Annotated in this window: 17 protein-coding genes; 6 read left to right on the plus strand and 11 right to left on the minus strand. The window is 38.0% G+C overall.

All coding sequences use genetic code 11. The features are described 5' to 3' along the window. Nucleotides 1-39: 39 nt before the first annotated feature. The 3 genes from radC to LVD51_RS11065 form a co-directional block, all read right to left on the minus strand. Entirely contained in the window at nt 40-741 is a 702-nt protein-coding gene (gene radC / locus LVD51_RS11055; RefSeq protein ID WP_236971422.1) for a RadC family protein, read from the minus strand. A gap of 173 nt (nt 742-914) precedes the next feature. Then, a complete protein-coding gene (locus LVD51_RS11060) occupies nt 915-1,268 on the minus strand; it encodes a YkvA family protein (RefSeq protein ID WP_236971424.1) in 354 nt (117 codons plus the stop codon). A gap of 56 nt (nt 1,269-1,324) precedes the next feature. Next, nucleotides 1,325-1,978 (minus strand): polysaccharide deacetylase family protein, encoded by a 654-nt coding sequence (locus LVD51_RS11065; RefSeq protein WP_236971426.1) that lies wholly within the window; start codon nt 1,976-1,978, stop codon nt 1,325-1,327. Between the two features lie 190 nt (nt 1,979-2,168). Here LVD51_RS11065 and gltX point away from each other — a divergent pair, with 190 nt between their 5' ends. The 6 genes from gltX (at nt 2,169) to LVD51_RS11095 (ending at nt 7,627) form a co-directional block, all read left to right on the plus strand. After that, nucleotides 2,169-3,722, plus strand: a complete 1,554-nt coding sequence (gltX, locus tag LVD51_RS11070) for a glutamate--tRNA ligase (RefSeq protein WP_236971428.1) — start codon at nt 2,169-2,171, stop codon at nt 3,720-3,722. Then, nucleotides 3,715-3,918, plus strand: a complete 204-nt coding sequence (locus tag LVD51_RS11075) for a hypothetical protein (RefSeq protein WP_236971430.1) — start codon at nt 3,715-3,717, stop codon at nt 3,916-3,918. The genes gltX and LVD51_RS11075 overlap by 8 nt, the downstream gene beginning before the upstream one ends. Nucleotides 3,919-3,983: 65 nt before the next feature. Further along, nucleotides 3,984-4,544, plus strand: a complete 561-nt coding sequence (locus LVD51_RS11080; protein ID WP_236971432.1) for an RNA polymerase sigma factor — start codon at nt 3,984-3,986, stop codon at nt 4,542-4,544. 2 nt (nt 4,545-4,546) lie between these two features. Continuing rightward, nucleotides 4,547-5,059, plus strand: coding sequence for a hypothetical protein (locus LVD51_RS11085; RefSeq protein ID WP_236971434.1), 513 nt, complete (start codon nt 4,547-4,549; stop codon nt 5,057-5,059). Next, nucleotides 5,037-6,164, plus strand: coding sequence for a DUF4097 family beta strand repeat-containing protein (locus tag LVD51_RS11090; RefSeq protein WP_236971436.1), 1,128 nt, complete (start codon nt 5,037-5,039; stop codon nt 6,162-6,164). The genes LVD51_RS11085 and LVD51_RS11090 overlap by 23 nt, the downstream gene beginning before the upstream one ends. A gap of 569 nt (nt 6,165-6,733) precedes the next feature. Further along, complete coding sequence (locus LVD51_RS11095; RefSeq protein WP_236971438.1) at nt 6,734-7,627, plus strand: OmpA family protein; 894 nt, start codon at nt 6,734-6,736, stop codon at nt 7,625-7,627. 217 nt (nt 7,628-7,844) lie between these two features. Here the strand turns inward: LVD51_RS11095 and LVD51_RS11100 are convergent, their stop codons facing one another. The 8 genes from LVD51_RS11100 to LVD51_RS11135 all read right to left on the minus strand — a co-directional run bounded on the left by LVD51_RS11100 (nt 7,845) and on the right by LVD51_RS11135 (nt 14,357). Further along, nucleotides 7,845-8,573: a metallophosphoesterase family protein gene (locus tag LVD51_RS11100; protein ID WP_236971440.1), complete on the minus strand. Its 729-nt coding sequence runs from the start codon at nt 8,571-8,573 to the stop codon at nt 7,845-7,847. Then, nucleotides 8,570-9,625, minus strand: a complete 1,056-nt coding sequence (arsB, locus tag LVD51_RS11105) for an ACR3 family arsenite efflux transporter (RefSeq protein WP_236971442.1) — start codon at nt 9,623-9,625, stop codon at nt 8,570-8,572. The genes LVD51_RS11100 and arsB overlap by 4 nt, the downstream gene beginning before the upstream one ends. A 2-nt stretch (nt 9,626-9,627) precedes the next feature. Continuing rightward, nucleotides 9,628-10,260, minus strand: coding sequence for an arsenate-mycothiol transferase ArsC (locus LVD51_RS11110; RefSeq protein ID WP_236971445.1), 633 nt, complete (start codon nt 10,258-10,260; stop codon nt 9,628-9,630). A gap of 19 nt (nt 10,261-10,279) precedes the next feature. After that, complete coding sequence (locus tag LVD51_RS11115) at nt 10,280-10,747, minus strand: DUF6428 family protein (RefSeq protein WP_236971446.1); 468 nt, start codon at nt 10,745-10,747, stop codon at nt 10,280-10,282. A 49-nt stretch (nt 10,748-10,796) separates the two neighbouring features. Further along, nucleotides 10,797-11,126 carry an ArsR/SmtB family transcription factor gene (locus tag LVD51_RS11120; RefSeq protein ID WP_236971447.1) on the minus strand — a complete coding sequence of 110 codons (330 nt, stop codon included), beginning with the start codon at nt 11,124-11,126 and terminating at the stop codon, nt 10,797-10,799. Nucleotides 11,127-11,380: 254 nt separating this feature from the next. Further along, nucleotides 11,381-11,842: an SsrA-binding protein gene (gene smpB / locus LVD51_RS11125; protein WP_236971448.1), complete on the minus strand. Its 462-nt coding sequence runs from the start codon at nt 11,840-11,842 to the stop codon at nt 11,381-11,383. Between the two features lie 14 nt (nt 11,843-11,856). Next, complete coding sequence (locus LVD51_RS11130) at nt 11,857-12,183, minus strand: YbjQ family protein (protein ID WP_236971449.1); 327 nt, start codon at nt 12,181-12,183, stop codon at nt 11,857-11,859. After that, on the minus strand, nt 12,183-14,357 hold the full coding sequence (locus LVD51_RS11135; RefSeq protein ID WP_236971450.1) for a S9 family peptidase: 2,175 nt from the start codon (nt 14,355-14,357) through the stop codon (nt 12,183-12,185). The genes LVD51_RS11130 and LVD51_RS11135 overlap by 1 nt, the downstream gene beginning before the upstream one ends. Nucleotides 14,358-14,750 lie beyond the last annotated feature (393 nt).

Raw genomic sequence — 14,750 nt, forward strand, 5'->3', positions numbered from 1 at the left:
ATTTAATACAAACCACCATTGGAGACAGTAGTTTATCTTTTAAATTTTGCCTTCGTCCGCAAAACTATAATAACTATTTCCAGTAATAATTAAATGATCTAAAACCTTAATATCTAACAATTCCCCTGCCTTTGAAATTTTCTCTGTCAATTTGATATCTTCCAAAGAAGGATAAAGATTGCCAGAGGGATGGTTATGGCATAATATTAAACCACTTGCCGCTTTTTCCAATGTAGGTTTAAATATCAATTTGGGATCCACGACAGTCCCTGACACTCCGCCCTTGCTTATAAACTTGGATTGAATAATCCCATTGCCCCTATTGAGCATTAAAATCCAGAATTCTTCATGGGGCAAATCTTCTACATGAGATTTAAGCGCGATATAGGCATCTCTACTACTGGTTATTTTGGCAATTTTCGACGCATCTGCCCGCTGTCTCCTTTTACCCAATTCCAAGGCGGCGACTATTGATATGGCCTTGACTTCACCAATTCCTTTAAAACTGGCCAAATCGGAAACGGATGCCTTACTAAGTTGGATTAAATCGTGATCAAATGATTTGAGTATACGCTGACATAGCATCACAGCATTTTCATTCCTATTCCCCTTGCCGATTAGGATGGCCAACAACTCTGCAACTGAAAGAGTCCTCACACCATTGGTCAATAATTTTTCCCTGGGGCGTTCACTGACATCCCAAGATTTTAAATTAGAGCCATATGATTTTGACTTTTCCACAATCACAATCTATTTTCTTTCTAATATACTAAAAAAATACTGAATATACTTCAAGCCACCTATTATGATATTGGGTAAATATCAATATTGCCATTCTTCATACCAGATGACTAATACTTTCACCAATATATTATTTAGAAAAAATCTACTCACACGAGGTAGGACATCACTTCCTACAAAACCTTTTCTACACTCTCTATCATATCATCGTCGAGATTCCCTGTCCAACGCTGAAGTTGTTTTCGGGCTTTTTCCTTCACTTCATCATTGACATAGGCTCCTATAGTGACCAATGCGAAAGAAAGGATACTCAAATCATCGGTATAGCCAAGGATGGGAGTAAAATCTACTATAATATCTAGCGGAGTTAACAAATAGCCAATAGCTCCCATTACTATATTTTTAGCCCATCTTGGAGTTTGCGGGTTTAAAAATGCATAATAGAGCAACAATGTGGTATAGGTCAATTTATACCCAATTGCTTTAATTTTCTTCTTTAAATAGGAAAATACTTTTTTCTGATCCATAGATTCTCATTACTTACTATGATCTAACGTCGATATTTCAAAAAAAGTTTCTATGGCTAACCATGGATGAGTACTGGTTTGGCCGGAGGCTTTATGGTCTGGTTGATGGCTAGGAATTGATATCCGAGTTGGCTGTAGTAATCCAACATTCTCGGCAAGGCGTACAACATGCGATCTCTAGCTTTTTCACTGTCGTGAAATACGACAATAGAACCAGATTCTGTATAGTGCTTGACTTTCTGCCAACATTCTTCACCACTAATACCTCTGTCGAAGTCTCCACTCAATACGTCCCACATAACGATTTGATAATACCGTATCAAAAATTTGGCTTGAGAAGGCTTAATTCGACCATAGGGCGGTCTAAACAAATGAGAACCAGCCATTGATGCTGCTTTACGCACATTTTTAAAATAGTCGGCATTGTCGGTAGCCCATCCATTGAGGTGATTATAGGTGTGGCTTCCTACACTATGGCCATGATCGACAACCATTTGAAAAATATCACTGTATTTTAAAATATTTTCCCCAACACAGAAAAAGGTAGCGTGGGCATTGTATTGATCTAACATATCCAAAACCAGAGGAGTAATCTCAGGATGAGGACCATCGTCAAAGGTCAAATAGATGTTTTTACTGTCCCTAGGCATGTCCCACAACAGGCCGGGAAAAAATTCCTTTACAAACTTTGGTGTTTTAGTTAGATACATTGCTTTTCTATAAATGTGATCAGGCTAATATTTTTTATACTTTTGCGATATTATTAATAGTTGACATTACATGATCGTTCTGCTAATACGTTGGTTGTTTTTTCGAAGTACATCGCAATGGTGAATATAGCAAAACACAATAACATATAATAATTTTTTATAATATTTAACAATAACTTCAACATAAAATATGAGTCATTCAAAAGTAAGGGTAAGATTTGCGCCCAGTCCCACTGGTGCTTTGCATATTGGCGGTGTAAGAACAGCTTTGTACAATTATTTATTTGCCAAAAAATTCGGTGGTGATTTTATATTAAGAATCGAAGATACCGATCAAACTCGCTTTGTAGAAGGGGCTGAAAAATATATCAAAGACAGCTTACAGTGGTTGGGGATAGAGCCTGTAGAAGGGCCTGACCAAGGAGGACCCCATGGCCCTTACCGACAGTCCGAACGAAAATCCATGTACCATACTTATGCACAGCAACTTCTCGATGCTGGTCTGGCTTATATGGCATTTGACACTCCTGAAGAATTGGATGCTCTTCGAGAAGACTACGAGCAAAACAAAAAAATAAGTTTTAAATACGATGCATCCGTTCGCAACCGATTGAACAACAGTTTACACCTTTCACCGGTAGAGGTTGAAGCATTATTGGAAGCGAAAACTCCTTATGTTATTAGAATGATGATTCCGGAGGACGAGGAAGTATTTTTCAACGACTTAGTACGCGGTCATGTCAGATTTGACACCAACGAACTGGACGACAAGGTTATATTAAAAGCTGATGGGATGCCAACCTATCACCTCGCCAATATAGTAGATGATTATCATATGCAAATATCTCATGTCATCAGAGGAGAAGAATGGTTGTCTAGTACAGCTCATCACGTATTATTATATCAAATGTTGGGTTGGGAGGATTCCATGCCAGCCTTTGCCCACCTCCCCTTACTCTTAAAACCCAAAGGCAGTGGAAAATTGAGCAAGCGTGACGGAGCCAAATTTGGATTTCCCGTTTTCCCGATGCGTTGGATTGAACCAGACAGTCAAGACGAATATCAAGGATTTAAGGAAAATGGATTTTTGCCCGAAGCATTTCTCAACTTTATCTCATTACTGGGCTGGAATCCTGGCGACGATCAGGAAATAATGTCTATGGACACTTTGATCAAAGCCTTCGATATAGAAAAAATAAGCAAGAGCGGTGCGAGATTTGACTACAACAAAGCATTGTGGTTTAACCAACAATACATCATCCAATCGTCAAATGAGACATTGTTGGACTATTTTAAGCTAAATTTCCCCAGTATCTATGATATGGCAGATCCAGAATACATGGCCAAAGTATTGGAGCTGTATAGAGAGCGAATTCACACATTAATAGAATTTCCAGAATCGGCCAAGCCTTTTTTCAGCGATGACTATTTTAGAGATGATCAACAAATTAAAAAGCGATACAAGGAAGAAAATGATGAGTTGTACGCTGGGATGTTTGAAAAAATCATAGGTACGGAACCTTTTCTTCAAGCCAACCTAAAAGCCAGTGTAGAATCCTATGTAGAGGAAAAAGAAAGTAAGTTTGGAGTAATCCTTCCCATATTAAGATTGGCCATTGCTGGAATTTTACAAGGCCCAGATATGTTTGCAATGATGGAAGTCATGGGTAAAGAAAAAGTTTCGACCAGATTAGAAGCATCAATACCCTACTTTAAATCAGTTAAAATGAGAAAGGATGAGTAAAAAGAATAAAATTAACAAAAGGCCAGAATCACACGAAGAACTCAAGGGGTTTGACATTCAAATTGATGAATTCGGACAAGTCATTACCAATATTAGTCAAGACAAGCTAAACTCCTTTTTGGACAAAAATGTGATTGACAAAAAAATGGACGCAGATCAAGTTTCCAAACGACTTGCAGAGGACGAAAGTGAATAAAATCTTCCATTCCCTGCAACGTTTCGATATTTGACATCGTCTATAAGGCAAAAGGATGTAGTAAATTGCAGAATCTATTGTCGATCGATGTAATCAAAGAATGTAAAAAGGGGAATAGCATGGCTCAGCACATGGTATACAAACAACATGCATCAGCAATGTATAGCATTAGTGTGAGAATCGTCGGCAACACTGGAGAAGCGGAAGACGTAGTGCAACAATCTTTTATTCAAGCGTTTTCCAAACTCTATAAATTAGACGATGAGTCTTTGTTTGGACCGTGGTTGAAAAAGATTGTAGTCAACAATTCTATCGATAAGTTAAGACGTCGAAAAGTACAGTTTTTGAGCTTGGACGATGACCACCATTCGGTAATGGCTCTCTATTCTGCTCCCACTGAAATAATAGAAAATAGAACCGACACCGTAGAATGTATTAAACAGGCCATACTGCAATTGCCCGATGGATATCGCAGCATATTGAGTCTATACCTCATTGAAGGATACGACCACAGTGAGATTTCGGAAATATTAGGTATAAGTGAATCTACATCCAGATCGCAATATGCTAGAGCGAAAATAAAATTGCGAGAAATTTTAAAAAACAATTTTAAGATTCAACGATGAAGATGGACGAATTAGAACAGTTAATAAATCAACACCGGGATCAACTCCAATACCGTTTTGAAGGAATGGATGGAAGTTGGTCTGTGATTCAGCAACAATTAAAACCCGATAAACCTTCCCATAACTGGGTGAAAAACTTGGGTGGTATTGCAGCGGCCATTGCACTGGGATTGATGGCTGTATGGGGCTATACCCAATACAATAATCGATTTATGTTGAGCGCGGAATTAACGGCTTCTATCAACTATTACGAAGAAACAGAGAATCAACTTCTTCGCAACATTTTACAAAATACCGACAAATTAGACCCCATTATCCAAGGGGACTTAGACGAAATAGAAGCCACGCGAATCAATCTTATTCAAGGCCTGCCCTTTGCACCGGCCGATCAAAAGGAACGAATAATCAACTCTTTGGTTCAGTCATATGAACTCAAAATAGAAATGCTCAAAGAATTATTAATATCAGATCAATTAGAAAAATCATTTGCACATGAAGATGCCCATAATTTATAAGACCATCCTCTCCATTATCCTATTGGGGTTTGTATACACTACGATGGCCATAGCCCCGCAATATTCAGCGGAAAAAAAATACAGTAAAACGATTAACACTTCCGACCAACCCAATATTTTATTAGAGAGTAAAAAGGGAAATGTAACCTTTCAAGCTTGGGACAATGCCAGAGTGGAATTGGAAATCACCATCAAATCCGAAGCCGACTCTCAAGCCGATGCCGACAAAGGTTTAGAAGGTGCTAAGGTAGAAGTAACGGGAAATGAAGATCAAGTAAAAATTCAGACCATTTATCTAGATGAAAAAGAAAACAAATCATTTTGGTCTACGGTAAAGTTTTGGTCTGACAATCTCAAACTCAGTGTGGACATGGTCATTAAAGTACCTAGAAATTCCTACTACGACCTGTCACACACCTATGGAGACCTAGTATTACCCGACCTACGAGAAGCCAAAATTGAAGTAAAATACGGATCCATCACCGCCAATGACGTCAGTGAAAAACTATCCCTCGACTTGGGCTATGGTAACGCCAACTTAAACAACATCAATGCATGTAATGCCGTGATCAAATATTCGGATTTAAACACAGAAGATTTAATTGTCGGACAATTGGAAGTATCCTATTCCAAAATATCAGCCAAAAAAATCGATCAATTGGTGCTCGACACGCGCTACTCTAAGGTATATATAGATGAGATCAATCAGTTGAAACTCGATGGTCGATTTGACAAAATTGAAGTGGGCATTGCTCACCAAGTTGATATTGAGACCAAATACACCTCATTGTCCATCGACAGACTACTGTCTCAAGCCAAGATTGTCAACAGCTATCAAAGTGTCAAAATCAATGAATTGGGCCCAGACTTTAGCGATGTCAACATTGAAAACAAATACGGAAATTGCAATATCAAAGTAGCTGAAGACAGTAATACCAAATTTAAATGTGTGGCCAAGTTTGGTAAAATAAACTATCCGACATTTGTCAATATCGACGAAAATGAAGAAATTGAAAAAGTAAAAACCGTTGTTGGCACCATTGGTCAAGGTCAATCCAATATTTCTATTGTCAATAATTTTGGAAACATAGACTTATCTCATTAACCAATGCTTCAAATTTTTTCTAAAAAATAGAAAAATCCTAAGAATCAGAAATAATGATTGCTTAATTTCATGAATGCAAAGTATATAATACCAATTACGTTTATAATTGTCGGTTATATTTCGATTTATTGTAGAGCCGCAATGCATTGCGGCTTAAATATTGTAGATTAAGACGTAATGCTATACTGGTAGTAGTATCTTAACAAGGAATTCCAGGGCAATCACGCCTCGGCACAGTGGCCTCGGTTCCTTCGTCAAAGGTCGATTTACGACCTTTGGTTGCCATTCTGGCAACTTTACTCAATCACGTCGTAGCTACTGCTATGCTGGCAATCCCTCCCAAAACACGGAGGTTTTGGCTCCTTCATCATTGACCGATTTACGGTCAATGGCTCTACGAGCTTCATTCAGTCGTAGCCTCGTCTAACTTCAAATACTTTCAAAATCTTAACCGACATCATAAAACGTAATTGGTATAATAAGGGGATTTTTAAACTATCTTCTAGGAAAATTGCAAGAAATACAATACTTTCGTTCAATAAATTAACCGTTAATTAAAAAAAGATACAGTGAGAACAAACGTAATACTAATCCTACTTCTTGCTTTTGGCATGACTTCATGTGTGAGTAAAAAGAAATTTGAAGCTGTTCAAATGGAACTAGATCAAGCCAAAATGGACTGTGAAAGTGAAATTGCAGCATTGTTGAAACAAAAAGAAACGGTGGATAGAAGGTTAAAAGACCTTAGTGGGGAATTGTCTACCGCTAAAAACACAGCCAGCAACGGCCAAGATCGAATCAAGCAATTGGAGGATGAAATAGCTTTCCTAAAACAAACCAATACCAATCTTTTGGGACGTTTAGAAGAAATGTCAATTATCAGTAGAACCGGTGCGGAGAGTATCAAAAAATCATTGGATGCATTGGACAGACAAGGTAAATACATCCAAGATCTCAATACTACTTTGCAGCGTAAGGATTCCTTGAACTTAGTCTTGGTTCAAAAATTAAAAAGATCACTTTCTGATGTCAATGACGATGATGTCAATGTAGAAGTTAAGAAAGGAGTGGTTTATATTTCACTTTCTGACAAATTGTTATTCAAAAGTGGAAGTACTGCCATCACAGCAGAAGCCAATTCTGTTCTATCCAAGATTGCTTCTATCATAAACGATCACAACGATTTCGATGTATTAGTAGAAGGACATACAGACAATGTGCCGATCTCTACTTCTTGTATTAAGGACAACTGGGACCTCAGTGTATTGCGAGCGACCTCTATCGTTCGATCACTTCAAGAGAACCACAATGTTGAACCTAAAAGGATGACAGCGGGCGGACGTTCTGAGTTTGTCTCTAAAGCGGACAACGAAAACTCTGCAGGAAGGGCGTTGAATCGAAGAACGGAGATTATAGTTCTACCTAAATTAGATCAATACTTCAGCCTAATGGCTCCAGAATAGTCGAATTCATTGGAAATAAGACATAATATTAAAAAAGAGGACAACGGTAAAAGTTGTCCTCTTTTTTTTGTTCTTATATCAATGCATTTTACAATGACGGAACGCAGTCGTGTCTCTTAAAAAACAGATCAATATATAACCGACAGTTATATATTCAATTGATCTTAATCCCTCTATTTCCCATCAAAATATATAATAACTCTAGAAATATTCACAACTATCTGGCCATTCGCAAAGCATCCGCATAGCTAGAATCAAAATTACTCTGTTCTACTCCGATAGCGGCTTTCTCTACGTCGTATTCCAATCTCTTAAAAGAGACTTTCAAGCTATCAGAACGGGATCTAGTTGTAGATTGATTCAATTCTAAGATCGCATAACAAGCTCTGGGATCACCATCCTTGGGTTTGCCTACAGAACCAATGTTGACCACGTGTCTGTAGACATCACCATCTTTGATGACTCTGTGAAAAGGCTTGTGGGTATGACCGCACAACAGCACATCGGCTCGATGAGGCTGCATCATATCCAATACTTCTCCCTCGGGATAATCCACCAACATATAATCGTTGATGGCTTTCACACTGCCATGTACCAACAAAAGATTGAAGGACTGGCCCTGTTGAACAAAATTTAGTGACATATGTCGAGGTAGATTGATCAAATACTCTCTGTTTTCATCACTGACCATAGTCCTCGTCAATCCTCTATTGGACGGTGTAAACTCCTCCTCAATGGGTAGCAACAAGGCCTCATCGTGATTGCCCATAATGGTAGGAATCTTCCTTTGACGAATGGCCTCGACTACTTCATTGGGCCATACATTGTAACCGACCAAATCCCCTAGACAATAAATAGCATCTACCTGCTCCGCTTCCACATCCTCGAAAAAAGCTTGGAGGGCTGGCCAATTGGCGTGTATATCAGAAAAGAAGGCTATTTTCATAATACCGCTGTTTTGGGGCTATCGTAGTATTTCTTTTTCAACCAAAACGACACCCTTACCAATAAAATCAAAGCCGGCACTTCTACCAAGGGTCCTATAACTCCGGCAAAGGCTTGTCCCGAATTCAATCCAAATACAGCAATGGCTACAGCTATCGCCAATTCAAAGTTATTACCAGCTGCGGTAAAGGCCACAGCTGCTGTCTTGTCGTATTCTGCCCCCATGGCTCTGGTAAAGAAAAATCCAATAATAAACATCAAGGTGAAATAAATCAACAAGGGAACAGCAATAATCAATACATCCATTGGGATTTCAACGATTAATTCTCCCTTCAATGAAAACATCACCACGATGGTAAACAACAAAGCGATCAAGGTCATAGGTGAAATAGTGGGTATAAAAGTATTGGTATACCATTCTTCCCCTTTTAATTTCACCAAAATTAGCCTACTCAATATTCCCAACAAAAATGGAATGCCTAAATAAATGGCTACACTCTCGGCAATAGTCCCTATGGATATATCTACTATAGCACCCTCAAAACCAAAATATGGAGGTAGCACCGTAATAAATATCCAGGCATAGAAGCTATAAGCAAATACTTGAAATATACTATTGAGAGCTACCAATCCCGCACCGTATTCGCTGCTGCCATCGGCCAGATCATTCCACACCAAGACCATGGCGATACAACGAGCCAATCCAATAAGAATCAATCCGACCATGTATTCTGGATAATCGCGCAAGAAGGTAATAGCCAGAAAAAACATTAAGACCGGACCAATGATCCAGTTTAAGATCAGGGAAATCGAAAGTACTCTCGTGTTTTTAAACACCTTGGGCAAGAGGGCATAATTGACCTTGGCCAAGGGAGGATACATCATCAATATCAATCCGATGGCGATGGGAATATTGGTTGTCCCACTGCTAAAAGAATTAATAATATCGGGAAAAGTAGGAATAAAATATCCAAGTCCCACACCAATTGCCATCGCGACAAAGATCCAAAGGGTTAGATTTCTATCGAGAAAACTTAATTTTTTTGAGGCCATTATTACGAGTTGATTTGGTTAAAAACAAAAAATAGTTCAGTAGCAATTTGCAGACTTCTTTCATTGTATTTTTCTGCTTGTTGAGGAGTATGGTCAAAGGCCTTAGGGTCTTCAAAAGTGATAGGTATCCTCCTTTCAGCACCGGGAACAAAGGGACAGGCTTCATTGGCCGAATCACAAGTCATAATCGCAGCAAAGTGAGATCGAGGATTGAAATCATCATCCAACTTTTTTGAAAACCCTACGATAGGATGTTCATTGGCAGCGAATTTGATACTGTATACGGGATTGTCTCCAGTCGACAGGGTTTGGATTTCAAAGCCAGAACGACTCAAGGTCTCTGCCACCATAGGAAAAAGAGCAGTAGCTTCTGTTCCTCCAGAGTAACAAAACACTGAATCGATGTTAAAATAATGAGCCATTGTTTGTGCCCAGACTTGAGACAAATGACTTCTTCGAGAATTGTGCGTACAAATAAAATTGATGCGGACATCTTCCTTACTCGATACTTTGGCTTGAATAAAGTCAGCCAAGGGTTGCAAAACCGTTTTTCGCTCTGCCGAAATAGATTTCGGATCCAATTTCTCAATTAAATCAACTATTCCAGAGAATAGAGTTGTTTCTGTGTTAATCATTTTCTATAACTATTTTGATTTAGCAACAACCTCCTCCAGGTGTACAGGAAGATGCATTACTCAATTCTGACATTTTCAATTTCGGTTTCTCTTCCGGTATCCCACATTTATCCTTTGCCAAACAATCGGTTTGTTTGGTGGTCAATAAGAAATGAGTTCCATCGAAATCTAGTCCAAATTTTCCAATGGTATCTCCTTGATACTCTACTTCGATTTCTAGATCTTCAATACCCAATACCTTCTCTGATAGTTCGATAATATTCACTAATTTTTCCGGATGCAATCTGTGGTCATAGTCGTTGGCATTCCATAATTGGAAGTTGACTACTTCTTCATTTCGTACGGTCCCTCCACAATCGATAAAATGTTTGGTGATTTTACCTACTTCAGTTACGTGAAAGTGACTAGGTACTAATTCTCCATTGGGCAACTGAAAAGAAATGGTTTCCAATTGGTTTAATTTGTCTTTTATTTCTGAAAGTTTCATAATTATATTTGTTTATTGCGATAATACGATTAATAATAGTAAATTTTTTTTAACAACAATGGTCTTGAGAAATATCTTGATCTAAAAACTGATTCATTACTTCCTTCATTTTCACCCAATTTTCCCCGTCGATACAGTAACACACACTAGTACCTTCCACATTGCCTTTTATAAGACCTAAATTCTTCAATTCCTTGAGATGTTGAGATATGGTTGGTTGAGCCAAGCCAATTTCATTGACTAAATCACCGCAAACACAGCTATTTATCTTAAATAGGTGTTGAAGGATGGCTACCCGCGCTGGATGTCCAAAGGCTTTGGCGAGGGTAGCTATTTCATTTTGTAGGTCGGAGAACATTTCCGTTTTAGTTAAACCCATATCTCTTAAATTAATATATTGCAATATTACAATTAATGGTAGAAATATCCAAATTAATTTTACCGCATACCGTATATCGGCGCTCTCCTACCTAGATCAACCGCCTGATATGAAATACATTTTATAATTGATAAACTCACCCATCTACGACACAGTGGTGAACGACTATGACTGAATATAACTGAATGAAATCAGATATATAAACCCACCTAGTCAGTGAGTTTATCCGCTAGTATACTACAGATCGATTTTCTTTACAATTTAATTTTATTGTATCGTTCCACATCCCTCTTGGTATCACGAGCCTTAATCGATTGTCGTTTATCGTGAACTTTCTTACCCTGGGCCAATACAATCTTCACCTTGATCAAACCTCGATCGTTGATAAACACGCGATAGGGAATTAAGGTCAGACCTTTCTCCTTGAGTTTTTTCTGAAGGCGAACCATTTCTCTTTTCTTTAACAAGAGTTTTCTCTCCCTAATTGGACTGAGTATGTGCATCGTATTGAATTTGTACTCGGCAATATGCATACCTTTCATGTACAATTCATTCTTCTTAAAATAGCAAAAAGCATCAGTCATATTGGCCTTCCCTGCGCGGATAGACTTTACTTCGGCACCGTGTAATTGGATACCGGCAACAAATTCTTCAATAAATTCAAACTCAAATTTCGCCTTTCTATTGACGATATTTATGGTGTTCTTTGTAGACATTAATTTCTTTTATTTTATAATCGACTCAACCTCACAGCTGTGCCATAGGCCAATATTTCTGAGCAGCCTTGCATGACCATAGCCGTAGTAAATCGGACATTGACTATAGCATCTGCGTTTAGTCGTTCTGCATCTGCGATCATTCTATCCAAGGCTTGCTCTCTTGCTTGAGCCATTAATTTGGTATATTCAGTGACTTCTCCACCGACAAAATTGCGAAACATCGCTGTAAAATCCTTTCCGACATTTCGCGCCCTGACCGTACTGCCACGAACTACGTCTAGTAATTCTGTAATTTCGTATCCAGGTATAGTTTCCGTACTTGACAATAATATATTCATTACAAATTATTTAAAATAAAGTTTGTCATTTTTCGATATAAATGTAATCTCGCACCTGGTCCACTAATGCTATGACTGTTGTTGGGATAAAACATTGCCTCAAAATCCTTTCCTTCTTTAACCAGTGCTGCTGCCATTTCTGCGGTATGTTGAAAATGGACATTGTCGTCGGACAATCCGTGAACCAACAAATACTTTCCTTTCAACTTATTGGCAAAGTACACCGGTGAATAATCGTGATACCCTTTTTCGTTCTCCTTTTCGTTGCGCATATATCGCTCGGTGTATATGGTATCATACCAACGCCAATTGGTCACTGGGGCCACGGCGATGGCCATTTTGTAGACATCGTTTCCATGAAGGATTAAATTGGTAGACATATACCCGCCATAGCTCCAACCAAAAACCCCAATACGACTGCCATCTACATAGGGTAAAGAAGCCAAATAGCGAACGCCATCGATCTGATCTTCGGTCTCATATTTTCCTAAATTAAGGTAGGTCATTTTCTTAAATTTCTCGCCTCGACCTCCAGTACCTCTGTTGTCTATACAGGCCACGATATAACCTTTCTGAGCTAGCATTTGAAACCAAGCAAAGTTGAGTCCACCCCAAGCATCTACCACTTGTTGCGAACCAGGGCCACCATACAAGAAGGTAAATAAAGGATATTCTTTGTTTTCATCGAAATCAGGAGGTGTAATTAAATATCCATTTAAATCATCTCCTACCCTGTTTTTAAATGTAAAAAATGTCTTTGACTGGAAATCAAATTTTTCTAGTCTTTGTTTTAGAGCGGCATTGTCTACGATAGAGCGAATGTTCTGCCCTCGGTTGTCGAATACTATATATTGGCTCGGGGAATTTTTATTGGAATAGTTGTGTACATAATAATCGAAAGTTGTACTAAATTGACAGTCATTCCACCCCGTACTGTCTTGGATTGCGGTTAACTCTGAACCATTATAATTGACAGAATAAACTTCTCGTTGAAGTGGAGATAATTTACTGGCTTGGAAAAAGATTTTTTCCCGCTCTTCATCCACACCATATACATTGGTCACATCGTAATCCCCCTTCGTTATTTTACTCACTTGCTGACCTTTCATATTATAGAGATACAATTGATTATATCCCTCCTTCTCACTCGTCCACACAAAGTGCTGACCGTCTTTTAAAAACTTTAAATTGTCATGAACATCGATGTAATATTCATTATTTTCCTTTAACAACAATTTAGTTTTTGCATTTTGAGGATCGACTAAGATCAGAGACAATTCATTTTGATGTCTATTCACTACAGTCACACATAGTTGATTGTCAGTGTGAGTCCATTGTATACGAGGAATATAAAAATCACTGTAATCTAGGTCTACCTCAGTCGTTGTTTTTTTTGCCGTATCGTAAATAAGTACAGAAACTTCTGCATTTTTCTCACCGACTTTGGGGTATTTAAAAGTCTGATAATCGGGGTACAATTGGTTGTTATAGTTGGTCATTGTAAATTCTTTGACCTCACTTTCATCAAATCGAATAAAAGTCATATAACGACCATCAGCTGACCACTCAAAGGTCCTAGTAATGGCAAATTCTTCTTCGTAAACCCAATCTGCCGCCCCATTGATCACTTCATTGATTTGACCATCCATAGTCACCTGCACCACATTCTGTGACTTTAAATCCCTGTAATATATATTGTTTTCAAAAACGAAACCGATCTTATCGCCCTGTGGTGAAAAATGGGCATTCATTACTTTTCCATTGTCGAAAAGGGGAGAAATTGTTCCATTGCTTCGGTTATATATATAATAGTTGGCCAAATAAGAGCGTCGATACAACTTACTGCGTTGTTCTGCCAACAATATCATTCCTTCGTCGGAGGAGAAAGTATAACTATAGGATTTACCTTTAAAGCCCATGGCTTGACTCAATTCCTGTGGATCAAATATCACTTCAGTCATTTGTCCTGTAGTAATATCATAAGACTGAATTTGACCAGATTTCTTAAGGGTATAATGCCTTCCATCTGCCAAAAAATTGAACCCTGGTAAGGATTCCTGCACAAAAGTTCTGTTAAGCCATAGGTCTTCAAGTGTTATCTTAACTTGAGCTACACTCGACCCTACTGAAATAAATGTGACCATCGCAATTGGTAATAAATACTTTAATATCATCCTACATATTTTAAACTACTATCAAAGGTAGTTAAAAATATGTTTACTAAATATAGGATAAATATGTATAAAGTCAGCGATTAAAGACTGGTTTTACAATAACCCAATCATTCCCTCAAAACCCTTCATCATCTCTTAAAGACCTAGTATTGATTGAAAACAAAGTCAAACAATCTTTATTTGAATAAGAAAACCATTGACTCAACCTCAAATAATAGATCTATTTACATCAGAATTTAAGAAAGTAATGCCAAAATCTATTAAATAAACTCATAGACAAGCTTACTTTTAAAGATAATGCATCGATATTAATTTCAAAACCTAAGGTATTACGAAATAATAAAGCCAAAAACATCTATAAATTAAATACATTCCCTGCATTTAGTTTACCAT

Source organism: Membranihabitans marinus (assembly GCF_021729155.1).
GTDB lineage: Bacteria > Bacteroidota > Bacteroidia > Chitinophagales > Saprospiraceae > Membranihabitans > Membranihabitans marinus.

What these genes read in the sequence shown, in the direction of transcription:
- LVD51_RS11090 (WP_236971436.1), top strand. Translation starts at nt 5,037, where the DNA reads ATGAAGATGCCCATAATTTATAAGACCATCCTCTCCATTATCCTATTG.
- LVD51_RS11110 (WP_236971445.1), bottom strand. Translation starts at nt 10,260, where the DNA reads ATGATTAACACAGAAACAACTCTATTCTCTGGAATAGTTGATTTAATT.
- LVD51_RS11120 (WP_236971447.1), bottom strand. Translation starts at nt 11,126, where the DNA reads ATGGGTTTAACTAAAACGGAAATGTTCTCCGACCTACAAAATGAAATA.
- arsB (WP_236971442.1), bottom strand. Translation starts at nt 9,625, where the DNA reads ATGGCCTCAAAAAAATTAAGTTTTCTCGATAGAAATCTAACCCTTTGG.
- gltX (WP_236971428.1), top strand. Translation starts at nt 2,169, where the DNA reads ATGAGTCATTCAAAAGTAAGGGTAAGATTTGCGCCCAGTCCCACTGGT.
- LVD51_RS11115 (WP_236971446.1), bottom strand. Translation starts at nt 10,747, where the DNA reads ATGAAACTTTCAGAAATAAAAGACAAATTAAACCAATTGGAAACCATT.
- LVD51_RS11065 (WP_236971426.1), bottom strand. Translation starts at nt 1,978, where the DNA reads ATGTATCTAACTAAAACACCAAAGTTTGTAAAGGAATTTTTTCCCGGC.
- LVD51_RS11100 (WP_236971440.1), bottom strand. Translation starts at nt 8,573, where the DNA reads ATGAAAATAGCCTTCTTTTCTGATATACACGCCAATTGGCCAGCCCTC.
- LVD51_RS11130 (WP_236971449.1), bottom strand. Translation starts at nt 12,183, where the DNA reads ATGAATATATTATTGTCAAGTACGGAAACTATACCTGGATACGAAATT.
- LVD51_RS11085 (WP_236971434.1), top strand. Translation starts at nt 4,547, where the DNA reads ATGGACGAATTAGAACAGTTAATAAATCAACACCGGGATCAACTCCAA.
- LVD51_RS11075 (WP_236971430.1), top strand. Translation starts at nt 3,715, where the DNA reads ATGAGTAAAAAGAATAAAATTAACAAAAGGCCAGAATCACACGAAGAA.
- smpB (WP_236971448.1), bottom strand. Translation starts at nt 11,842, where the DNA reads ATGTCTACAAAGAACACCATAAATATCGTCAATAGAAAGGCGAAATTT.
- LVD51_RS11060 (WP_236971424.1), bottom strand. Translation starts at nt 1,268, where the DNA reads ATGGATCAGAAAAAAGTATTTTCCTATTTAAAGAAGAAAATTAAAGCA.
- LVD51_RS11135 (WP_236971450.1), bottom strand. Translation starts at nt 14,357, where the DNA reads ATGATATTAAAGTATTTATTACCAATTGCGATGGTCACATTTATTTCA.